Origin of the sequence: Lachnoclostridium sp. An169, from assembly GCF_002160525.1 — a bacterium.
Lineage (GTDB): Bacteria > Bacillota > Clostridia > Lachnospirales > Lachnospiraceae > Mediterraneibacter > Mediterraneibacter cottocaccae.
Genome location: NZ_NFKT01000007.1, coordinates 104,966 through 127,588, shown reverse-complemented (window position 1 = coordinate 127,588; position 22,623 = coordinate 104,966). Strand labels below are relative to the sequence as shown.

Here is a 22,623-nt window from a genome sequence, read left to right as displayed (position 1 = left end):
AAGGAGGCTTGGTAGTATGAATAGGGATGCACTGTTCTGTGACGGTACGCAGGATTATGTGATTCCGGCAGAACCAAAAGTAAATGAGAAGATGGTGCTTCGGTTCCGTACCGCTCACAATGACGTGGAGGAAGTAAATGTTCTCACCGGAGGGCGCAGCTATTCCATGTGGAAGACCCGGTCCACCGACGAGTTTGATTTCTATGAGATTGAATGTCAGCTTGGGACGGAACCTTTCCGCTATTCGTTTGAAATCAAGAGCGGAGACCAGCTCTGGTATTTCAACCGGTACGGCGTTTCAGACCATGTTGAGGATTTTTATCAGTTTATTGTTGTGCCCGGCTTTTCCACTCCCGAGTGGGCGAAGGGCGCGGTTATGTACCAGATTTTTGTAGACCGGTTCTATAACGGGGATCCGACCAATGATGTGGTGGATAATGAGTACATTTATATCGGGGCGCCCAGCGCAAAGATAAAAGACTGGAACCAGCCGCCGGCAGCGCTCGATATCCGGAATTTCTACGGAGGCGATCTGCAGGGGGTTATGGATAAGCTGGATTACCTTCAGGATCTTGGCGTTGAGGTGATCTATTTCAACCCGCTGTTTGTCTCACCGTCCAATCACAAATATGATACACAGGATTATGACTACATTGATCCTCATTACGGGAAGATTGTGGCGGACGGCGGCGAGCCTCTGCCGGAGGGGACGCAGGACAACATCAATGCCACCAAATATCAGATGCGAACCGGGGACATCAGAAACCTGGAAGCCAGCAATGAGCTCTTTGCCCGCCTTGTGGAGGAGATGCACAGGAGAGGGATGAAAGTGATTATTGACGGCGTGTTCAACCACTGCGGTTCCTTTAATAAATGGATGGACCGCGAGCGGATCTATGAGCAGCAGCCGGAATACCCGAAGGGAGCGTACGTGAGCGCACAGAGCCCGTACCGTGACTTTTTCCATTTCTATGATAACCGGGACGAGGCGTGGCCGTACAACGGCAGCTATGACGGCTGGTGGGGACACGACACGCTTCCGAAGCTGGCTTATGAGGATTCACCGGAACTTGAGCAATATATTATGGATATTGGAAAGAAATGGGTTTCTCCGCCCTATAATGTGGACGGATGGCGCCTGGATGTGGCGGCTGATCTGGGCTGCAGCAATGAATATAACCATATGTTCTGGAAGCGGTTCCGCCGGGAAGTGAAGAAGGCCAATCCGAATGCACTGATTCTGGCGGAACATTATGGAGATCCTGTGGAGTGGCTCCAGGGAGATGAGTGGGACAGTGTGATGAACTACGATGCATTTATGGAGCCGCTGACCTGGTTCCTGACGGGAATGGAGAAGCACAGCGATGAGCGCAGGACGGATCTGTGGGGCAATCCGGACAACTTTGTGGGCGCCATGCGGCATTTCATGGCGAGCATGCTTACCCCGTCCCTGCAGGTGGCGATGAACCAGCTTTCCAACCACGATCATTCCCGGTTCCTGACCCGGACGAACCATATCGTCGGGCGCGCGGAGCATGTGGGCGTGAAAGCTGCGGAAGAGGGCGTAAACCATGCGGTCATGCGCGAGGCGGTGACGGTACAGATGACATGGGTAGGAGCACCGACCATCTACTACGGCGATGAAGTGGGAATGGTCGGGTTTACCGATCCGGATAACCGGCGGACCTATCCGTGGGGAAATGAGGATAAGGAACTGCTTGAGTTCCACAAAGAGATGATCCGCATACACAAGACGGAGAAACCTCTGAGAAAAGGATCCATCAAGCTTCTGTGCGCGGAAACAAATCTTCTGTCTTACGGCAGATTTCAGGGGGAGGAACAGATTGTTGTGGTGCTGAATAACAGCAAGGAACTGCGGGAAGTGACAGTCCCGGTCTGGCTGTGCGGCGTACCGATGAACGGCAGGATGAAGCGGCTGATCTATTCCTATGAACAGGGATATACGACGGCATATGACGAGTACATTGTAGAGAACGGCGAGCTGGTCCTCAATATGGGAAGACATTCGGCGATTGTGCTCAAACCCATTGAGCCGACATGGAAAATATGACAGCGGCATTCCTTTCTGCTGTAAAAGAACAGAAAGGCGGAGAAGAAAATGACAAAAAAAATAGCGGTTATAAATGACCTGTCAGGATTCGGCAGGTGTTCCCTTGTGGCTGCAATCTCAGTGATATCGGCGATGGGCGTGCAGCCCTGTCCCCTGCCGACCGCGATCCTCTCGGCGCAGACGGGGTATCCGAGCTATTTTTATGACAATTATACAGAACGGATGGAAGAGATACGCAGAGAGTGGAAAAAGATGGAGCCGCATTTTGACGGAATCTATACGGGATTCATGGCCGACCGGAAGCAGATCGGGCAGACGGAGAAGGTGCTGGATACATTCTGCGGAAAAAAGACCTTCCTTCTGGTGGATCCGATCTTGGGAGACGAGGGCAGGCGTTTCGGAATGTGTACGCCGGAGTTCCTCTCTGCCATGCGGGAGCTTGTATTCCGCGCTGATATCATTACGCCGAATCTGACGGAGCTGTGTTTGCTGACGGATACGGATTACCGTCTGATCAATCAGATGACAGATGAGAAACACATGCTCACCATTGTGGAACAGATGGCGAAAAATGTCATGGCAAAAGGTCCTTCGGAGATCGTTGTCACCGGAGTCCGCTATCGGGATGCCGGGGATGGGGAAGAAAAGATCGGAAATCTTGCGGTGAAGAAAAACAAGACCACATTTTCGGCGTTTTCCTTTGTAGGAGAAAGCTTTTCCGGCACAGGGGATCTTTTTGCTTCGGTGATTGCGGGTGCGAAAGCCAGAGGGGATTCCCTTGAGGCGTCCATCGATCTGGCGGGGAGAATGATTGAACAGGCGATGAGAGACTCGGCGGCGGAGAATGTGCCGAGAAATGAAGGCGTGGAATATGAGAAATATCTGTGGATGCTGACCGGGAAAGAGAGAAACAGCTGACAAAATCCAACAAATTTTGTTATTGATGCTTGCCCCCGAGTGAAAAGTATAGTACCATAAGGACTTAAAGGAGTGATATTAATATGTGGTACTGGATTGCAATGATCCTGCTGATCGCCGGGAGCCTGGCTCTTCTTGCAGGATCTTATATCAGGATAAAAAAGGGAGATTCTGAGGTGCCCGGAAAACGGGCATCAAGGCGCAGGGCGAGAGACTACGACGAAGAAGATGAGTATGACTACGACGAACCGGACGATGAGGACTATGACAGGCCGGCGGGCAGGAAAAAACGACAGGCGCCTGCCAGATCGGCAGAGAGGCCGCGCCCGGCAGAGTCACGCAGCCCGAAAAAGAGGAAACGTCAGTGGAAGATTATTCTCGAAGATATTGACAGCTGGGAGAAGTACAGTTTCATTTTCTATGACACTGTCGGTATCGGAAGAGGGAAAGACGGAAGCATGTATGAAAAGTATCTTCCGCTTGTGAATGACGGGCGTGTGTCGAAACAGCACTGTGTGATTGCAAGCAGAGGCGATAAACTGTATCTGCGGGATCAGAATTCGAGAAACGGCACGTATCTGAACGGAGAGCGGGTCTATGATCCTATTGTGATACAGAAGGATGATATTATCGGTGTGGGCGGCACAAGGCTCGAAATTCAGAGGATTATGCGGGAGAGCGATCAATAGAATACAGCAGCGTTAAGACAGCCGGAATTCCCGGAAGGGAATGTCCGGCTGCCGCTGTTTTTCCGGATATCTGTGCTTCTCCGGCTGCCGCTGTTTTACCGGCGCAGGTCCGGATGCGCGGATACGGGCGGATTCACGCCGGCCGCGAAAATGCATATATTACAGTATATAACGTGGGTCTGGGAGTGAGACAGTATGAATCAGAAACTGCCCTATTACATGGCGTATCCGATGCCGCTGGCATTTGATGAGGACAAAACGGAGAGGATGGATTTTGAGTACTTAAAGAGCATGTATCCGGAGGTTCCGAAAAAGATTCTGCCCTATGTGGAGGAGGAATGCGACCGTATGGAACATGCAGGCAGCATGATCTATGACGAGTACCCGGATAAGCTGCAGCTCCGGCTGATGCGCGGGAGGATCTGCAGGAATGTGAGAAAGCAGGAAAAAGGGATTACCGCAGCGGCAAAGGCAGAAGACAGCTGGCTTGAGGACCTGGTGGAAGTCATGCTGTATCAGGAGCTGTATAAACGGCGCTGCGACCACCGGCGCAGGTGCAGAAGGATTTACTGAAGGAAATGGGGTTTCGTGAAAGAAGATTTCATGTTATACTATTCTGGAAAGCGGACGGAAAGTTCCGCTTTTCAATGAGCAGAGATCAGCCTGAACAGAAAAGGACTTAAATACATATGAAAAATAATCTTATTTTTATCGGCATGCCCGCCGTGGGGAAGAGTACGGTAGGCGTTGTCGTGGCAAAACGCCTGGGAATGCGGTTTATTGATACGGACCTGGTGATCCAGGAGCAGGAGAAGAAGCTGCTCCGGGAGATTATCGCGGATGTGGGAAGCGACGGATTCCTGGAAATTGAAAACCGGGTCAATGCGGGGATACAGGCGGAAAATTCTGTCATATCGCCGGGCGGAAGCGCCATTTACGGTGCAGAGGCCATGAAACATTTTAAAGAGATCGGAACTGTGGTATATTTGAAAGCTTCTTATCAAACAATAAAAAGGCGAATCCGCAGTCCGAAAAAGAGAGGAGTCGTCCTCAGAGATGGACAGACTCTGCGGGATCTGTATAACGAACGCATTCCGTATTTCGAAAAGTATGCGGATATTACGGTGTGCGAGGACGGATGCCGGATTGAAGAGACGATCGAGAATGTGATAAGCGCGGTCGAGGAGTATCGGAAAAACCGCCATTAGCGTACAGATGGCAAAAAAGAATTTTACAAATCCTGTTTTTGTGGTATAATATGCCCGGACATAGTGAGAATTTACCGGATAATAAAATCGGGGTCGAGGTGCAAAATGGAGCAATATATAATTAAGGGCGGAAATCCGCTTGTAGGGGAAGTGGAGATCGGCGGAGCCAAGAATGCGGCACTTGCCATTCTGGCAGCGGCGATTATGACGGACGAGACGGTTCTGGTGGAGAACCTGCCGGACGTCAACGACGTCAATGTGATGCTTGAGGCGATCAGCGGGATCGGAGCCATGGTGCAGCGCATTGACAGGCATACAGCGAAGATCAACGGGAGTACGATCGGAGACTTTAACATTGAGTATGATTATATTAAAAAGATCAGAGCGTCTTACTATCTTCTGGGCGCCCTGCTCGGCAAATACAGGCGCGCGGAGGTAGCGCTTCCGGGAGGATGCAATATCGGCAGCAGGCCGATCGACCAGCATCTCAAAGGATTCCGGGCGCTCGGTGCGGATGTGGATATCGAGCATGGGAAGATTGTCGCAGAAGCGGAGAATCTCCATGGGACGCACATCTATTTTGATGTGGTGAGCGTAGGAGCTACGATTAACGTTATGATGGCGGCGGCCATGGCAGACAGCCTCACCATTATGGAAAATGTTGCGAAGGAGCCGCATGTCGTGGATGTGGCGAACTTCCTTAACAGCATGGGCGCGAATATCAGAGGTGCGGGAACGGATGTGATCCGCATCCGCGGCGTGAAGAAGTTCCACAAGACGGAATATTCCATCATTCCGGATCAGATCGAGGCGGGAACGTTTATGTTCGCTGCCGCGGCGACGAAAGGCGATGTTACGGTGCTCAATGTGATTCCGAAGCATCTGGACGCCACGATTTCCAAGCTGATCGATATGGGATGCGAGGTGGAGGAGTTTGATGATGCGGTTCGCGTGGTGGCGAAAGGGCGGCTGAGAAGCACACAGGTGAAGACCCTTCCCTACCCGGGATATCCTACGGATATGCAGCCGCAGATCGGCGTGACACTCGCTCTGGCAAAAGGAACCAGCACGATTACGGAGAGTATTTTCGAGAATCGTTTCAAATATCTGGGCGAACTTGCCCGCATGGGCGCGGTGACGAAGGTGGAAGGAAATTCAGCTACCATCGAAGGCGTTGAGAAGTTCTCGGGAGCTCGTGTGAGCGCTCCGGATCTTCGCGCAGGAGCAGCACTCTGTATTGCGGGACTGGCAGCAGAGGGAATAACGATTGTGGATGATATCGTGTATATCCAGCGTGGTTATGAGCGCTTTGAGGAGAAACTGAGAAGCCTCGGAGGCATGATCGAGAAAGTATCCAGTGAGAAAGAGATACAGAAGTTCAAACTGAAAGTCGGCTGAAGTTAAGAGGAAAATATAAACTGCGCCGGCAGTCACAGAACAACGGATGATGTGACTGCCGGCGCAGTTTTTTTGGTGCCCGTTGGGGGCGTGGGTTATTCTTTTACAGATACTTCTTCAGTGCATCCACTTTATCCAGTTTCTCCCACGGAAGATCCAGATCATGACGGCCGAAATGTCCGTAAGCTGCTGTCTGTTTGTAGATCGGTCTTCTCAGGTCAAGCATCCGGATGATTCCTGCCGGACGGAGGTCGAAGTTCTCGCGGATGATCTCCACCAGTTTAGTGTCGGAAACTTTTCCGGTTCCGAATGTCTCAACGGAGATCGAAGTCGGCTGTGCTACGCCGATAGCATAGGAAAGCTGGATCTCACATTTCTTTGCAAGACCTGCGGCAACGATGTTCTTTGCTGCATAGCGGGCAGCGTAAGCCGCGGAACGGTCAACTTTTGTGCAGTCTTTGCCGGAAAATGCGCCGCCGCCGTGGCGAGCCATTCCTCCGTATGTGTCTACGATGATCTTGCGGCCGGTCAGTCCGCTGTCGCCGTGAGGTCCGCCGATGACGAATCTGCCTGTCGGGTTGATGAAGAATTTTGTTTCATCATCCACCATCTCTGCCGGGAGAATCTCATCGAATACATATTTTTTGATATCTTCATGGATCTGTTCCTGTGTTACTTCCGGATCGTGCTGGGTGGAGAGAACAACCGCATCCAGGCGCTTTGGGGTGCCGTCTTCATTATACTCTACCGTAACCTGTGTTTTGCCGTCGGGACGAAGGTAAGGAAGCGTTCCGTCCTTTCTGACTTTGGTAAGCTGGCGGGCGAGCTTGTGAGCCATGGCGATGGGATAGGGCATATACTCTTCGGTCTCATCGGAAGCGTATCCGAACATCATTCCCTGATCTCCGGCGCCGATTGCTTCAATGTCATCCTCTGACATGGTATGCTCTTTTGCCTCCAGAGCCTTGTCAACGCCCAGGGCAATGTCTGCCGACTGTTCGTCAATAGTGGTGATCACACCGCATGTGTCAGCGTCAAAGCCGTATTTTCCGCGTGTGTATCCGATCTCGCGGACGGTATCGCGCACGATTTTCGGGATGTCTACATAAGCTTTGGTAGTGATCTCACCCATAACCATAACCATTCCGGTTGTACAGCATGTCTCACATGCAACACGGCTCATTGGATCCTGCTCCATAAGAGCGTCCAGGATCGCGTCGGAAATCTGGTCGCACATTTTGTCCGGATGGCCTTCGGTTACTGACTCTGAGGTAAATAAAATTTTTTCCATAGGAATCTCCTTTCTTCACTTTCTCTTCTGAGGCTGCTTTCAGTATACCTTTGGTAAAAATGAAAACAGCCCGCGAAAGCGGACTGTCAATCTATCGTAACAATCCTCTTATTGTTCGAATTACTCGCTCAGGTTGGCACCTTCCTGAAAGGGGTTGCCGCAGCTTCACAGATCCTTTGTATCTCCACTGCTCTGAATAAGAGAAAGTTTCCATTATTAATTTGTATTAGTTCCAGTAAAGACTCTACAACGGATAGAGAAAAATGTCAAGAGTGTAATCATAAAATCTGTATAAACAAACCCCGCATAAGGTTGACGCAACGCAGAAATATTTGTAAAATATTCTGAAACGGAAAGGAGCTGCAATAATGAATGAAGCTTAGAACAAAACTGATCATTGTATTTCTGGCGGCGATTATCCTGTCAACGATCTTCACAAGTGCGGCGATGCACATGCTCGCTCCCCAGAAAGCGAGCGAGATGCAGCAGCTGTCGCTGATTGTTGTATTTATCACGACGGCGATCCTGACATGGTGGATATACAGGACGATCTCGGTGCCACTGGCGAAGCTTCAGAAAGCAGCCAGAAATATCAAGGAAGGCAATCTGGATTTCGAGATCAGGCAGGATACGGACGATGAGATCGGGCAGCTCTGCCAGGATTTTGAGGAGATGCGTCTGAGGCTGAAGGCAAACGCGGAGGAGAAGGTGGCGTTTGACCGGGAAAACAAGGAACTTATCAGTAATATTTCCCATGATCTGAAGACGCCTATCACTGCGATCAAGGGCTATGTGGAAGGAATCATGGACGGAGTGGCGGATACGCCGGAAAAGATGGACAGATACATCCGTACCATTTATAATAAAGCTAATGAGATGGATCTTCTCATCAACGAGCTGACACTGTATTCCAAGATCGACACGAACAGAATCCCGTACAATTTTACGACTATTTCCGCAAAGGAATATTTTGCGGACTGCGCGGAGGACCTTCATATGGAGCTGGAGGCGAAGAATGTTGAGTTTACCTACCGCAATTTTATGGAAGAGGACTGTAAGGTGATCGTGGATCCGGAGCAGCTCCGAAGAGTTATCAATAACATTGTATCCAACTCGCTGAAATATATGGACAAACGGCAGGCGAAGATTACAATGGACCTGAAGGATGTGGGTGATTTTATCCAGGTAGAACTGGGCGATAATGGAAAGGGAATCGCGGCAAAGGATCTGCCTTTCATTTTTGACCGTTTCTACCGGACGGACGCTTCCCGGAATTCTTCCAAGGGAGGAAGCGGAATCGGGCTTTCCATCGTCAAGAAGATCGTGGAGGAGCACGGCGGCAATATCTGGGCCACCAGTGAAGAGGGTGTCGGGACGACAATGTATTTTGTAATCAGAAAATATCAGGAGGTACCCATTGATGAGTAAGCGTATTTTGATTGTTGAAGATGAAGAAAGTATTGCAGATCTTGAGAAAGATTATCTGGAGCTGAGCGGTTTTGAAGTGGAAGTCGCAAATGACGGCGAGACCGGGCTTGAGAAAGGGCTTCAGGAAGATTTCGACCTGATCATTCTTGATCTGATGCTGCCGGGGGTGGACGGATTTGAGATCTGCCGCCAGATCCGGGGACAGAAGAATACTCCGATTATCATGGTTTCCGCGAAGAAGGATGATATTGACAAGATCCGTGGGCTGGGACTCGGCGCGGATGATTATATGACAAAGCCTTTCAGCCCGAGCGAGCTCGTTGCCCGTGTGAAGGCACATCTGGCAAGATATGACCGCCTGATCGGCAGCAGCGCGGAGGTCAATGAGGTGATTGAGATCCGCGGGCTCAAGATTGATAAGACGGCGCGCCGTGTCTGGGTGAACGGAGAGGAACGGTCGTTTACGACGAAGGAATTCGATCTGCTGGCATTTCTCGCCAGCCATCCGAACCACGTTTATACGAAAGAACAGCTTTTCCGTGAGATCTGGGATATGGAATCCATCGGGGATATCGCCACGGTTACGGTGCATATCAAGAAGATCCGGGAGAAGATCGAGTACGATACGTCCCATCCGCAGTACATTGAGACGATCTGGGGTGTGGGATACCGGTTTAAGGTATAAGAAGAAAAAAGACTGCCGCGCAGTATCTGATGAACACCATCTTCCGGTGAGAACCGGAAAGAGATCAGAACTGCCGGCAGTCTTTTTTGTGTTTCTGAGGTATTTGAGATTTTTAAGATTTTTAAGATTTTTATTCCGGAGGTGTAACAGTCCGGCTTTGTAAAATGTTATATTATTGAAAGAAGAATCAACGGAGCAGGAATCAGCGCAGGACGCAGAAAAAAAGCGCAGCAGCGCGAGGGGGGGTGAGGCATGTGGAAAGTGATCTGTTAAAAGAACTGTATCAAATATACGGACAGGAACTGTACCGCTATCTGTATACCCTCTGCCGTGACAGGATGATGGCTGAGGACATCCTGCAGGAAACTTTTTGCAAAGCGCTGCTGGCTCTCCCTGCCTCCCATCCGAACATACGGGCATGGCTGTATCAGGTGGGGCGCAACCTGATGCTCAATGAGATGAAGCGGAAGAAACGGGAACTGCCGGAGAGCGGCACGGATCTTCTGAACCGGGAAGCATGCCGGACGGACGGCGGAGAAGATGCGGTGCTGCGCCGGGAGGAAAGAGAACAGGTGAAGCGTGCCTTGCAGGAACTGGAAGGGAGAAAGCGGGAAGTGCTCCTCCTTCAGTATTTTGAAAATCTGACTCTGCGCGAAGCCGCGGAAAGAATGGGAATCTCCCATGAAAATGCGAGAGTATTAAGCTGCCGGGCGAAAAAGGAACTGCGCAGAATTATGGAACGGGGTGAACAGATATGAAATACCATGAACTGATCGAACTGTATAAGAAAAAAGAGTTGAGCGAGGAAGAGATGCATCGGGTTGAAAAGGATATTGAGCGCCAGGAGGCGATCAGCGAATATCTCTTCGACCGGGATGAAGCGGAAAATGAGGCAATTCGCGGGCTGGGGGGAGATGACCGGGAGATGAGAGGAGAGGAAGCTGATTCTGAAAAAGCAGCAGATCCGGATCTGAGAATACCGGACAGCGAAGAATTTACCCGCAGGGTGAACCGCTCCATCCGCAGGGCTTTTATTAAAATGGGCACAGTTGTGGGGGCTGTAGTACTGGTGGTTGTGCTTCTGGTTATATTTGTGCTGCCTGAGGCGGTTTCCCTGTTCTACTACGATCCGGGAAAGACGGCGGGGAAGGATGAATATGGGACAACGAACCAGATGAGCCTGGATATGGCGGTGTATTCGGAGCTGATGCTTCCCGGATACTACCGGACAGAGGTGCAGGTGGAGGACCGGGGCTATGGGGATTATGATATTCTGATTCAGCAGACCTTAAGCTTCACAGGACGCTTTAACAATGTTGCGGGGCGGGTGGAAAAAGGAAAATTAAATCTGTATGATCCCGGTCAGCTCCAACTCCCCACCGGAAATGCTTTCGGGTGGTTCCAGATGTCTCCTCAGGACGGGAAAAGCCTGTCCCGGCTGATTGAAGAAAACAGCGGACATTTCTTCGGCGCGGCGGGGGACCGGGAACAGTCCACGGAGACGCTGAATGCCCTGGATGATGATGCCAGATATCTGGCTTACGTGACTCTGGATAATCTGATGCCTTATGAAGATTACATTGCATTTGCAGAGCAGGTTGAAAATCTGGAAGATGGACAGGGGGCAGGACTGGCGGATCTCTGGTGTGCTCCGGTGACGGAAGCCTGGGAAAACGGCGCGGAAGAAGATGCAGAGGCAGGAGATGCAGAGACAGAGGATGCAGGAATCAGCAATATGTTGAGGATCCGGAATCTGGGATTCTACACAGACCTGAGTGTGGGAGCCCTCTCACTGGATTGGAACAGGGAAAAATATCCGGATCTTGTGCTCTGGGCAAACGACGCAGACGGAGAGTACCGCTGGGACGAGGTGCGGGAGAACATGAAAGATGAGGATTTCGCTGCGGAGCACTTTGCAGTGATGCTGGATTATATGTCTGAACAGGATGAATTTCTGGAGATGCTGGGTGGCATGAATGGAATCGGTACGACAGCGCCGGAGACTCTGGCTGCGGCGGCAGATTACGTGCGGGAGAACGGACTGACGGTCTATGGTTTCGCCTGCCAGGGGACGAAGGAGGCGCTGCTTGAATTGAATGAGATGGAAGAGGTGTATGGGATTTATGCGGTGGAGATGAGGTGAGACAGGATATATGTTTGGAAAAGTCTGAGAGAATAGTATGAACGTGTAAAATAGTAGATCTGTGGATAAAAGGCCGGGAGAGATAGCAGCTTCCGGCCTTTTAACTATATAATTATCGATTTTTCGCTTTGCAGATCAGATGTGTCATCGTACCCATGGGACAGTAGACGCACCAGCTCCGGGGCTTGAACAGTACCATGGTGATCAGCCCGAGTAGGGTTGATGTGAGCATGACGCTGTAAAAGCCAAAGGCAAACTGAGCCACGCCCGCATGAAACAGTGTGCCGTGATAAGCCCACTGCCAGGGTACCTTGAAGGTCCACAGTAATGTCACTGCCTGTTTCAGACCCTGTGCTCCTGCAAATACCAGATAAGTATTCCACAGCATCAGGAAGAACATTACAAAAAAGAATGCTAAGAAGCCATATCGGAACCAGTTGCTTTTCATCCATACCGGAATATCTTTTTTGCGGGAAAGCCCGAACCGGCCGCCCAGTAGTCCAAATAACTGACCTCTTCCGCAGTAACGGTTGCAGTATCCTTTTGTCCCTTTTACAAGTGAGATAAGCAGAGGAACAAAGAAGCAGATCAGGCCCAACCAGGCGAACAGGATGTTGAAGAATCCCAGAATCAGATAAGTCAGGGAAAAGATCCACAAATAATCATACCAGTGTTTTTTCATACTTTTCATGTTCAATCTTCCACCTCCTGGATCTCGATCACGCTGGCAGGACACTCCTTAGCACATTTCCCGCAGCCTATACATGTTGACGGATCTGCCTGAGCTGTTATGCCATTCATTATCTGGATTGCTCCTACCGGACATACTTTGACACAGCAGCCGCAGGCAACACAGTATGACTGTTGGACAAGCGCTTTTCGCTTTTTTCTGTTTTTGACCATAGTAATTTTCCTCTCGATTTGTTTATCTGATAATACATCAAAAGAAGGAGAGTGTCTGTGATCAAATCACAGAAGGTATTAGTGTAATTTCACAAAGATTTTACAATTACCGACAAATTAATTGACATCTGCCCTGAAAGTGAATACAATGAAGGTAACTTATTAAACATGTTCAACAACATGAAAGGAAGGTGCATTGAAATGAAAAAAGGAATTGGGAAAGCGCTCGTAGGTGAATGGAGTACAAAGACAATCGTCACCATGGCTGTGGGGGCAGCACTGTTTGGAGTGCTGATGGTTTATGGAGGAATTCCGATCTTCTCCATGACAAACCTCTCAACTGCAATGATCGTGCCGGTTGTCGTAGGAGCGATGTACGGGGCGCTGCCATGCAGCCTGACACTTCTGATCGGCAACATTATCGCTGATTTGATCGCAGGTAACGGGATGTGGTTTGACTGGTCTATCGGAAACGCGGTGCTCGGCTTCTTTGTAGGGCTGCTTCCGGTATACGGGGCTTACATTACAGAGGGAATCTTTAAAGTGAAACACGCTGTGATCTATGCGGTTCTCTGTATTATCGGAAACATCATTGCCTTTGGAGTTGTGACGCCGATTTTCACGTACCTGTTCTACGGCGGCGAGCTGAAAGTGACCTTTATCATGGCGGGATTTGCCTGTGCCGGAAATATTGCTGTGCTTCTGATTGTGGGAATCCCGGTGCTGTTCCTCCTGGCAAAACGGTATGCATCCAGGACGAACCTGACAGAAGAATAGGAAACGGATATGGAGAAAACAGCGGTTATAGAGTTTAAAGATTTTAGTTTTCAGTACAAAAGCCAGTCAAAACCGACGCTTCATGACATTAATCTGACCATATATGAGGGGGAGAAGGTGCTGATCTTAGGACCCAGTGGAAGCGGAAAATCTACGCTTTCCAACTGCATCAACGGGCTGATCCCGTTTTCGGAGAAGGGGACCATCAAAGGCTCCCTGAAAGTGGACGGGATGGAGACGAAAGAGGCAAGCATCTTTAAGCTTAGCAAAAAAGTGGGAACCGTGCTGCAGGATTCGGACGCCCAGTTTGTGGGTCTTTCCGTGGGCGAGGACATTGCCTTTGCCCTGGAAAATGAAAACATGCCCCGCAGCGAGATGATCCCCCGGGTGCAGGAAGCTGCGGATCTGGTAGGAATGGGAGAATTCCTTGAACATCTTCCATATGCGCTCTCCGGAGGGCAGAAACAGAAGGTAGCTCTGGCGGGCGTCATTCACGATGATGTGAAGGTGCTGATCTTTGACGAGCCCCTTGCGGCGCTGGATCCGCATATGGGAATGGTTGCGGTTGACCTGATCGACCGGATCTGCCGTGATCAGAACCGGACGGCGCTCATTATCGAGCACCGCCTCGAGGACGTCCTCTACCGCCCTGTGGACCGTGTGATCCTGATGGCGAAGGGACGGATCGTAGCGGATACGAAGCCGGATGAGCTGCTTCGGTCCGATCTTCTCAAAGAGCACGGAATCCGGGAACCGCTCTATCTGACAGCCATGAAATATGCCGGGTGCCGCCTGGAAGAACAGGAGAATCTGGCGGATCTGGAGCACATGGAACTGACGGCTGAAAATAAAGAGTGTCTGGAGCGGTTTTTCCAGGAGGAAGTTATGGAATATGAACCGGTTCCGGGCGAGCCGGTGATCGAGGTGGACGATGTGACGTTCGCATACGAGGATAAGCCGGTTCTTAGAGACGTGAACTGCACGATACGAAAAGGAGAGAGAATTGCTCTGATCGGGAAAAACGGAGCAGGAAAGACAACTCTTGCCAGGCTGATCTGCGGAGTGAACCGTCCGGTCAGCGGACAGATCCGGCTTAGGGGACAGGATTACTCGGTACTCTCCATCAAGGAGATCGGAGAGTTCATCGGATATGTAATGCAGAATCCGAACCAGATGCTTGTAAAAGATGTGATCATCGCGGAAGTGAAGATGGCGCTGGAACTGCGGGGCTACAGTCAGGAGATCGTTGAGGAGCGGGCAAAGAAGGCGCTTGAGATGTGTGACCTGTATTCGATGAGAAACTGGCCGGTCAGCTCTGTGAGCTACGGACAGAGAAAGCGGATTACGATCGCTTCTGTACTGGCTCTGGAACCGGATGTGATCATTCTGGATGAGCCCACTGCAGGACAGGACTACAGGCATTATGTGGAGATCATCGAGTTTATTAATGAACTGAATTCACGTTATGGGAAAACCGTGATTCTGATCACCCATGATATGCATCTGGCCATCGAAAATACAGACCGGGCAGTTGTGTTCTCGGACGGTGAGCTGATCGCAGACGACAGAGTGTTCCGGGTACTTTCGGATGATACTGTAATCAGCAGGGCGAGCCTGAAGCAGACCTCACTCTATACACTGGCGTGTATGATCGGCGTCTCTCCGGAGGAATTCATCGCTCACTTCATTTCCTGCGAAAGGAGGGGCAAAGCGGGTGAATAACAAATTTATTATTAATTTTCAGCCGGGAAGCACGATGCTGCATAAGCTGACCGGGACGACGAAAGTAAGGATGTTTATCATTTTTACGGTATATTTGATCATGTCCTGGGATCTGCGGCTGATCCTTCCGGTAACGGTGGCGGGGATCATTGGGATTATCTCTATGAAGCCGAACTGGAAACCGATTAAGTTCATGCTTGCTTTTGTGATTATTTTAAACCTGTTCAATCTGTTCCTGTTTTTTATTGCAGATCCGGATATCGGAACAAAATTCTGTAATTCCAGGACGGTGCTTGCGGATCTTCCCGGATATCTCTACTTGAGCGGGGAGACGCTCTGGTATCTTTTTACCCGTTTTATTAAGATCCTTTCATCATTTCTGATCTCGATTATTTTTATTCTCTCGATCACGCCGTCGGAGTTTGCAGCGGGACTGAATTCGGTGAAAGTGCCTTACAAGATCTGTACAGTGGTAGAACTTGCCTACCGCTGTATCCCGGACATTGTACGGGATTATCAGAATATTTCCACAAGTATGCAGGCAAGGGGTGTGGAGATGGATCCGAAGAAGGTGTCGGCATTTAAGCGGCTTAAGCAGATGGTGATGATTATCGTCCCGCTGCTTCTTTCGTCCTTTGACAAAGTCGGGAATATCGCCAACGCCATGGACCTGAGAGGATACGGAAAGAAGAAGAAACGTTCTTATTATGCGGAACATGAGATGACAAAAGCGGATAAAGTTTTCCGGGTGGTATACATCGTGATAGCGCTGATATGTGTCGCGTATATTGCGTACAAGATGCTTGCGCCGGGATATCTGCAGCTCTGGTATCCGTTTGCATAAAGCGGAGTATACCAGGCGGATTACATATGCCGCAACAGGCGGCGGAAAAAGGAGGAGATTATATTATGAAACCGGCAATTGTAATGCAGACAGATTTTACAGCGGACACCAGTGCGGTATGTACCATGTACGGAGTCTGCCAGATGGTGGATCCGGAGCTCAGGATATTTAATAACAATCACGCGATCCCAAGTTTTGATATCTTCTGCGCGTCCTGTAATCTGGACTATGTGGTGGATTTCTGGCCTGAGGGAACCGTATTTGTATCCGTTGTGGACCCGGGAGTGGGGACATCGAGAAAAGCATGTGTGGCAAAACTGAAAAACGGACAGTATGTGGTGACACCGGACAATGGGACACTGACTCATGTAGCGAAAAAGCCGGGAATTGAGGAAGTCCGGGAGATCGATGAGACGATTAACCGTTGGAAACCGACAGTGGCATGCAGTATCTTCCACGGAAGAGATCTGTTTTCCTACTGTGCGGCGAGACTAGCGTCCGGGATTATCAGCTATGAGGAAGTGGGACCGGCGTATCCGGTGGAGGAGGTCGTGCAGATTCCTCTGGTGGAACCGGTATGTGGTGAAGATGGAACCGTGTCCGGTATGATTCAGGGATCCGGAGAACATTTCGGACTTGTATCCTCAAATATCCCTTATAAAATGCTGGAGGATACCGGGGTGAGTTATGGAGATACCCTGGAGGTTGTCATCCGGCATAAAGAGGAAGAAAAGTATCATGGCGAGGCGAAATATTTCAAATCTTTTGGTTTTGTGCCTGAGGGAGATCCGGTGGTGATGACCAGTGAATCGCTGACTGTGCAGATTGCCCTGAATCTGCGGAATTTTGTGAAAGTGTACGGGATCGGACAGGGACCGGACTGGAAGATCTCCTTCCGGAAGGTGAAGAATTAGGGAGGAAGGCGGCCTATGAGCAGAGAAAGAGAAACAGGTGGCGGAGTGCTGCGGGAAAATGATACAGGAAGAGCTTTTGTTGTGCTGCAGACCGATTTCGGGCTGAACTGGGGAGCCGTGGCATCCATGTACGGGGTGTGTAAGCAGGTGGATCCGCGCCTTGAGATCTTTGATCTTTCGCATACGATTGAACAGTTCAATACGATGGCAGCGTCCGGATGCCTGCAGTATACGATAAAATACTGGCCGGTGGGAACCGTGTTTGTTTCGGTTGTGGATCCCGGGGTTGGCACACCGAGAAGGGCATGTGTGGCAAGGACTTCCAATGGCTACTATATCGTTACGCCGGATAACGGAACGCTGACTCATGTGAAGGCAATGTACGGGATTGATGAGGTGAGGGAGATCGATGAGAGCGTGAACCGTTATCCAGGCTCAGAGGGGGTAAATGTTTTTCATGGGAGAGATCTGTTTGCCTACTGTGCAGCGCGTCTGGCTTCCGGAATTATTACTTTTGAGGAGGTCGGTCCGGCATATCCGACGGAGGAGATTATTGTACATGAGCTGGTTTATGGAACTGTCAGTGAAGGCGTAGCAGAAGGTCAGATTGATGAGGCGCTGGAGAAATTTGGAAACATCAGTACCAATATTCTGATCGAAGATTTCCGGAAAACAGGAATCCGGGAAGGGGAGACGGTGCGTGTCAGAATTTATCATGATGGAACTGCAGTATATGATGACTCTGTATTGTATCACAGATCTTTCGGTTTTGTAGAAATCGGGAAGCCGGTGCTCTTCAACGGACTGGCATCGTTCATGGCAGTTGGGCTGAACCAGAGAAGCTTTGCGGAAAAATACGGGATCAAAGGCGGAGCGGGCTGGACGATCCGGATAACGAAAGAAGGATATGCGGAAAAAGAAAGCCGTATGGAGGAAAGACAGATAGAGAGGGAAGAGGATGCTTAAGAAATGTGGAAACCGGGATGAACAGATGCTGACGGAATATCTCGGTGCGGAGAAAGAGTACAACACGTTTCTGCTTGCAGATCTGAAGACCTATGGATTTGACAGTGAATGTCAGGATGTGTGGATGGACTGGGAGGATGGCCGGTGTACCTGTGTATATCTGCGGTTTTACAATAACCTTCTTGTTTACAGCAGGGAAGGAGCTTTGAATCCGGAAAGTATGGAATACATTTTGAAAAACTGTCAGATCTTTGTTATAATGGGAAAAAGTGGACTGCTCTCAGAAATGGGAGCAGTATTCGGAGACAGGTATAAAAGCAGCAGTAAACAGTTATACAGATTGGGAACGAGAGAGAATCTCTGTGGTACGGACAGAAGAGAAAGACAGCAGGAAAGTGCAGACCATGAGGAGCACTGCAGTGTGGTTCAGGCGGGTCTGGAAGATGTGGATGATATTTATGAATTTCTTGGAAGTATTCCTCAGATCCGTGGGTTGTACCGTTCAAAGGACATGATCCGTGACAGAATTGCCAGCCGGGACGGAACGCATCTTATCATACGTCGGGGCAGTCGGATTGTTTCGCACGGAAACAGTACAACCGGTTCCGATGATACGGTAATGATCGGCGGAGTGGCGACAGATCCTGCTCACAGAAGGAACGGCTATGCTTCAATGGTGGTGTCCCGTCTTGCGGAGATGATCCTCGAACAGGGAAAGATTCCCTGCCTGTTCTCGGGAGAAGGAGCGCATGCATTTTTTGAGCGTCTTGGATTTGAAAGTCTGGGAGGATGGATGACGCTGGAAAGAAATTCAGGCTAGGAGCAGTAATTGATGGAACATTACCAGATTAATTCATTTGCAAACAGCAAAGTGCCGTCTTATGTGCCGATCTATGACAGGCTTTATTCGGATATTATGAACGGTGTATATGAAAACGGTTCAAAGCTGCCGGGGGAGGCTGTGCTGGCGGAAAAATATGATGTGAGCAGAAATACGGTTCGTCAGGCACTGACCGTTCTCGTAGAGGACGGTCTGGTGGCGAAAGTTCAGGGGAAGGGAACTTTTGTTACCTATGACGGAAACAGAGCGGAGGAGCCTCAGGGACTCTATAACCCCATGATTGCCTGCTGCAGGTCTGCCGTTGACAAGATCGATATATATTACAATTTCGGACCTGCAACAGAGATCGGGCAGAGAAAGCTGGGACTGCGGCCCAGCGAGATTGTTCTGGCGGGAAACAATGTGTACTATACGGGTGGAAAACCTGTGGGGCATTCTTTTATGCAGATTCCGGTTAAGTTTATCGATGGACTGAACGTGGATCTGAATATGGAAGAAGATGTAAAAGATCTGCTGAACCGTCAGATTTTTCAGATGTCGGAGCGGGTTCAGATGGCAATCAAGCTCGTCTGTGCGGAGGATTATATCACTGCCTATCTCAAAGTGCCCCGGGAGACGCCACTGATATTTATAGAAGAAATTTTTTATGACAAAGAGAAAAATGCGATTGCCAGATGCAAGTTTTACTTTCTCCCGGATGAATATGATATTGTGTTTAAAGAAAACGGAATGTGACCTTCGGGACACGTTCCGTTTTCTTAACAGGATTGTTACTTTACTATTCCACCTCTCCGTGTTAGGATAGCCTTACGGCAGAAAATCAGCCGAAATTTTAATAGAAATGAAAGACAGGAGAGGCATTGTGAGAAGAGAGAACATGAAAAGTACGAGAAAGGTCAGTCTGAGTACCATGCAGATCGTAGCGCTTGCTTTTTTTGGAGTGATCTTCCTGGGAGGCATCATCCTTTATCTTCCGTTCTGCAATCAGAAGCCCATTGAATTTCTTGATGCGTTGTTTACATCCGTTACCTGTGTCTGCGTGACAGGGCTCGTGACGGTTGTGCCGGCAGAGCAGTTTACGCTGGCAGGACAGATTGTCATGCTGATTCTCATCCAGATCGGCGGTCTGGGTGTGATCGCCTGTACGGTATCCTTCTTTCTCCTGCTGGGAAAGAAGATCACGATGAAAGGAAGAATACTGATCCAGGAGGCATATGGCCTGGATACCCTGTCCGGAATGGTAAAATTTATCATCCGGATTCTGAAGGGAACGTTCCTTGTAGAGGGAATCGGCGCAGTGCTGTTTGCGTTTCAGTTTGTTCCGGAGTATGGATTTGTCCGGGGAATCGGTTACGGCATATTCCATTCTGTTTCTGCGTTCTGCAACGCGGGGATTGACATTCTGGGAAGCACCAGTTTCATAAAATATGCGGACTCCCCCCTGGTGAATTTTACTACCATGTTCCTGATTGTCATGGGAGGTCTGGGATTTCCGGTCTGGTATGATCTGTTCCGCAATACAAAAGAAGTTGTGCGCGGGAAGCGCCCGAAGAGATGGCTGCTCAGCAGACTGGGGCTGCAGAGCAAGATCGTGCTGACCATGACGGCAGCCCTGATTCTTCTGGGCACACTCGGTTTTTTCGTAATAGAATACGGCAACCCGGCAACCATGGGAGATATGAGTGTTCCGGAAAAACTCATGGCGTCGGCTTTCCAGTCGGTTACGACGAGAACAGCGGGCTATGCTACAGTGTCCCAGTCCGGGCTGTATGAGAACTCCAGACTTCTGGGGTGTATCCTGATGTTTATCGGCGGTTCACCGGCAGGTACGGCAGGCGGTATCAAGACGACCACAGCGGCGATGCTGATCCTCACTGTCGTGTGTGTGCTCCGCGGCCGCAAGGACACGGAATGTTACGGGCGGAGAGTGGAGAATGATATTGTCAGATCAGGAATCACGATTTCGCTGATCACGTTTACATGCTGGCTGATCGGAGTGGCGGCGGTTACAGCGTTTGATCCGCAGGCAGAATTCCTGAATGTGATGTACGAGGTCTCGTCGGCGCTTGGTACAGTAGGTCTGTCCGCAGATCTCACGCCGGTGCTGAGCAGGGGAAGCCATATCGTGCTCATGCTCCTGATGTATATCGGGAGAATCGGGCCTCTGACGATGGCGCTTGTATTTTCCGGGAAATCGGAGAAATTCTCTCAGTTCCGTGATTTACCGGAGAAGCGGATCATGATCGGATAAAAAACAGACAATAACCGGATAATGCCGGATGAATGTATACGGGAAAGGAAGTAAGATTATTATGAATAAGCAGTTTGCAGTTCTGGGACTTGGAAGTTTTGGATGGAGTGTGGCGATGACCCTGACGAATATGGGGTGCGATGTGCTCGTGGTAGATGATTCCTATGAAAAGATTCAGGAGATTTCGGAGAATGTATCCTACGCGATCAAAGCTGACGTGACGGATCCGGAGGCACTGGAGGCCCTGGGAGGAAGGAATCTGGACGGCGCGATTGTGGCTGTCTCGGAAAATTTTGAGGCAAGTGTCATGGCAACCATGCTCTGCAAGGAGATGGGGATCCCGAAGGTTGTAGCAAAGGCAAAGGATGACCTTCAGGGGACAATTCTCGAGAAAGTGGGAGCGGACTCGGTTGTATATCCGGAGATCGAGATGGGGAGCCGGGTGGCGAAGAATCTGGTGGCAAGAGAGTTTACAGACTGGATTGCCCTGTCAAACGACTACAGTATGGTGGAGACGGTCGTCCCGGAGAAATGGATCGGAAAGAGCCTGGCGGAGTTAAAGATCCGTGAGCGGTTCGGGATCAATGTGGTGGGTATGATCTTCGGCGGCGAGGTAGATGTGACACTGGATCCGCTGAAGCCCCTGCCCCGTGGCGGGATACTGATTATGATCGGCGCGGATAAGATACTGGAGAAGTTTGATTCTACAAAATAGCAGTCCCGCGGAATGGAGAGGGGACCGAAGAGGATGGAAGAAGGTTTGAAATGATTACAAGTACATCGAACGCGCAGGTCAAAGACCTGATGCGACTTATGAAGAAAAGCCGCGCCCGGGACGAGGCGGGAGTGTTTATTATTGAGGGAATCCGTATGGCGGAGGAGATCCCCCATGACAGGCTTGAGAAGCTCTATGTCTCAGAGAGCTTTGCGGAGAAAAACGGAGATTTCCTGAGTGGGATGAAAGCCAGGTATGAGATCCTTTCAGATCAGGTGTTTGCACATATCTCGGATACAAAGACTCCTCAGGGAATTCTGGCGGTTGTGCGGCGGATGGAATATGGTTTCGGGAATATTCTCGGAAGCGGCACGCCCCACGTTCTGGTACTGGACTGTCTCCAGGACCCGGGCAATCTGGGAACCATTTTCCGGTCAGCGGAGGCTGCCGGGGCTACGGGCATTCTGCTTGGAAGAGAGTGCGTAGATATATATAATCCCAAAGTGATCCGTTCAACTATGGGGGCGGTGTTCCGTCTGCCCTTTCTCTATGTGGAAGACCTGACTGCGGGGATCGAGGAGCTCAAGAAAAATGGACTGCGTATTTATGCAGCGCACTTGGAGGGAAAGAATCCTTACGACAGGGAAGATTACCGGTCGGGATGCGCCTTCCTGATCGGCAACGAGGGAAACGGACTCCGGGATGAAGTTGCGGCGTGTGCGGACTGCCGGATCCGGATTCCCATGGCAGGGCAGGCAGAGTCGCTGAATGCGGCTGTGGCGGCGTCAGTTCTCATGTTCGAGGCAGCAAGACAGCGGCGAAATGGCTGATGAATGCGAAGCCGATTAGACAAATGAAT

At 50.1% G+C, this 22,623-nt stretch carries 23 protein-coding genes and 1 riboswitch; of the genes, 20 read left to right on the top strand and 3 right to left on the bottom strand.

The window, feature by feature from the left end; translation table 11 throughout:
* Positions 1-16 precede the first annotated feature (16 nt).
* The 6 genes from B5F07_RS07440 to B5F07_RS07415 all read left to right on the top strand — a co-directional run bounded on the left by B5F07_RS07440 (position 17) and on the right by B5F07_RS07415 (position 6,284).
* Complete coding sequence (locus B5F07_RS07440; RefSeq protein WP_087160633.1) at positions 17-2,071, top strand: glycoside hydrolase family 13 protein; 2,055 nt, start codon at positions 17-19, stop codon at positions 2,069-2,071.
* 48 nt (positions 2,072-2,119) lie between these two features.
* Complete coding sequence (locus B5F07_RS07435) at positions 2,120-2,989, top strand: pyridoxamine kinase (protein ID WP_087160632.1); 870 nt, start codon at positions 2,120-2,122, stop codon at positions 2,987-2,989.
* Between the two features lie 83 nt (positions 2,990-3,072).
* Complete coding sequence (locus tag B5F07_RS07430) at positions 3,073-3,678, top strand: FHA domain-containing protein (protein WP_087160631.1); 606 nt, start codon at positions 3,073-3,075, stop codon at positions 3,676-3,678.
* A 195-nt stretch (positions 3,679-3,873) separates the two neighbouring features.
* A complete protein-coding gene (locus tag B5F07_RS07425) occupies positions 3,874-4,251 on the top strand; it encodes a hypothetical protein (protein ID WP_087160630.1) in 378 nt (125 codons plus the stop codon).
* A 116-nt stretch (positions 4,252-4,367) separates the two neighbouring features.
* Complete coding sequence (locus tag B5F07_RS07420) at positions 4,368-4,886, top strand: shikimate kinase (RefSeq protein ID WP_087160629.1); 519 nt, start codon at positions 4,368-4,370, stop codon at positions 4,884-4,886.
* Between the two features lie 105 nt (positions 4,887-4,991).
* A complete protein-coding gene (locus B5F07_RS07415; RefSeq protein WP_087160628.1) occupies positions 4,992-6,284 on the top strand; it encodes a UDP-N-acetylglucosamine 1-carboxyvinyltransferase in 1,293 nt (430 codons plus the stop codon).
* Between the two features lie 103 nt (positions 6,285-6,387).
* Here B5F07_RS07415 and metK read toward each other — a convergent pair whose 3' ends face one another.
* Complete coding sequence (gene metK / locus B5F07_RS07410) at positions 6,388-7,575, bottom strand: methionine adenosyltransferase (RefSeq protein ID WP_087160627.1); 1,188 nt, start codon at positions 7,573-7,575, stop codon at positions 6,388-6,390.
* A 105-nt stretch (positions 7,576-7,680) separates the two neighbouring features.
* Positions 7,681-7,778: riboswitch (SAM riboswitch) on the bottom strand.
* Between the two features lie 169 nt (positions 7,779-7,947).
* Here metK and B5F07_RS07405 point away from each other — a divergent pair.
* The 4 genes from B5F07_RS07405 (at position 7,948) to B5F07_RS07390 (ending at position 11,831) form a co-directional block, all read left to right on the top strand.
* Positions 7,948-9,003, top strand: a complete 1,056-nt coding sequence (locus B5F07_RS07405; protein WP_087160626.1) for a sensor histidine kinase — start codon at positions 7,948-7,950, stop codon at positions 9,001-9,003.
* A complete protein-coding gene (locus tag B5F07_RS07400) occupies positions 8,996-9,688 on the top strand; it encodes a response regulator transcription factor (protein ID WP_087160625.1) in 693 nt (230 codons plus the stop codon). Before B5F07_RS07405 ends, B5F07_RS07400 begins: the two co-directional genes overlap by 8 nt.
* A gap of 254 nt (positions 9,689-9,942) precedes the next feature.
* On the top strand, positions 9,943-10,446 hold the full coding sequence (locus tag B5F07_RS07395; protein ID WP_162613066.1) for an RNA polymerase sigma factor: 504 nt from the start codon (positions 9,943-9,945) through the stop codon (positions 10,444-10,446).
* Complete coding sequence (locus B5F07_RS07390) at positions 10,443-11,831, top strand: anti sigma factor C-terminal domain-containing protein (RefSeq protein ID WP_087160623.1); 1,389 nt, start codon at positions 10,443-10,445, stop codon at positions 11,829-11,831. The genes B5F07_RS07395 and B5F07_RS07390 overlap by 4 nt, the downstream gene beginning before the upstream one ends.
* Positions 11,832-11,943: 112 nt before the next feature.
* On the opposite strand, the gene B5F07_RS07385 is transcribed toward B5F07_RS07390, so the two are convergent.
* Entirely contained in the window at positions 11,944-12,513 is a 570-nt protein-coding gene (locus B5F07_RS07385; RefSeq protein ID WP_087160675.1) for a 4Fe-4S binding protein, read from the bottom strand.
* A gap of 11 nt (positions 12,514-12,524) precedes the next feature.
* Positions 12,525-12,734: a 4Fe-4S binding protein gene (locus B5F07_RS07380; RefSeq protein WP_087160622.1), complete on the bottom strand. Its 210-nt coding sequence runs from the start codon at positions 12,732-12,734 to the stop codon at positions 12,525-12,527.
* Positions 12,735-12,935: 201 nt separating this feature from the next.
* On the opposite strand from B5F07_RS07380, the gene B5F07_RS07375 reads away from it, so the two are divergent.
* The 10 genes from B5F07_RS07375 to B5F07_RS07330 all read left to right on the top strand — a co-directional run bounded on the left by B5F07_RS07375 (position 12,936) and on the right by B5F07_RS07330 (position 22,594).
* A complete protein-coding gene (locus B5F07_RS07375) occupies positions 12,936-13,511 on the top strand; it encodes an ECF-type riboflavin transporter substrate-binding protein (RefSeq protein ID WP_204248828.1) in 576 nt (191 codons plus the stop codon).
* 9 nt (positions 13,512-13,520) lie between these two features.
* Positions 13,521-15,233: an ABC transporter ATP-binding protein gene (locus tag B5F07_RS07370; RefSeq protein WP_087160621.1), complete on the top strand. Its 1,713-nt coding sequence runs from the start codon at positions 13,521-13,523 to the stop codon at positions 15,231-15,233.
* Entirely contained in the window at positions 15,226-16,077 is an 852-nt protein-coding gene (locus tag B5F07_RS07365) for an energy-coupling factor transporter transmembrane component T family protein (protein ID WP_087160620.1), read from the top strand. Before B5F07_RS07370 ends, B5F07_RS07365 begins: the two co-directional genes overlap by 8 nt.
* A gap of 65 nt (positions 16,078-16,142) precedes the next feature.
* Positions 16,143-16,991: an SAM hydrolase/SAM-dependent halogenase family protein gene (locus tag B5F07_RS07360; RefSeq protein ID WP_087160673.1), complete on the top strand. Its 849-nt coding sequence runs from the start codon at positions 16,143-16,145 to the stop codon at positions 16,989-16,991.
* Between the two features lie 15 nt (positions 16,992-17,006).
* Positions 17,007-17,957 carry an SAM hydrolase/SAM-dependent halogenase family protein gene (locus B5F07_RS07355; protein ID WP_087160619.1) on the top strand — a complete coding sequence of 317 codons (951 nt, stop codon included), beginning with the start codon at positions 17,007-17,009 and terminating at the stop codon, positions 17,955-17,957.
* On the top strand, positions 17,950-18,777 hold the full coding sequence (locus tag B5F07_RS07350) for a GNAT family N-acetyltransferase (protein WP_087160618.1): 828 nt from the start codon (positions 17,950-17,952) through the stop codon (positions 18,775-18,777). Before B5F07_RS07355 ends, B5F07_RS07350 begins: the two co-directional genes overlap by 8 nt.
* A gap of 12 nt (positions 18,778-18,789) precedes the next feature.
* Positions 18,790-19,533, top strand: a complete 744-nt coding sequence (locus tag B5F07_RS07345) for a GntR family transcriptional regulator (RefSeq protein WP_087160617.1) — start codon at positions 18,790-18,792, stop codon at positions 19,531-19,533.
* A 142-nt stretch (positions 19,534-19,675) separates the two neighbouring features.
* On the top strand, positions 19,676-21,049 hold the full coding sequence (locus B5F07_RS07340; RefSeq protein WP_242972462.1) for a TrkH family potassium uptake protein: 1,374 nt from the start codon (positions 19,676-19,678) through the stop codon (positions 21,047-21,049).
* Between the two features lie 61 nt (positions 21,050-21,110).
* On the top strand, positions 21,111-21,764 hold the full coding sequence (locus tag B5F07_RS07335; RefSeq protein ID WP_087160671.1) for a potassium channel family protein: 654 nt from the start codon (positions 21,111-21,113) through the stop codon (positions 21,762-21,764).
* Positions 21,765-21,814: 50 nt separating this feature from the next.
* The gene (locus B5F07_RS07330) at positions 21,815-22,594 is read left to right on the top strand and encodes a TrmH family RNA methyltransferase (RefSeq protein WP_087160616.1); all 780 of its coding nucleotides are present in this window, start codon (positions 21,815-21,817) and stop codon (positions 22,592-22,594) included.
* The last annotated feature ends 29 nt before the right edge of the window (positions 22,595-22,623 follow it).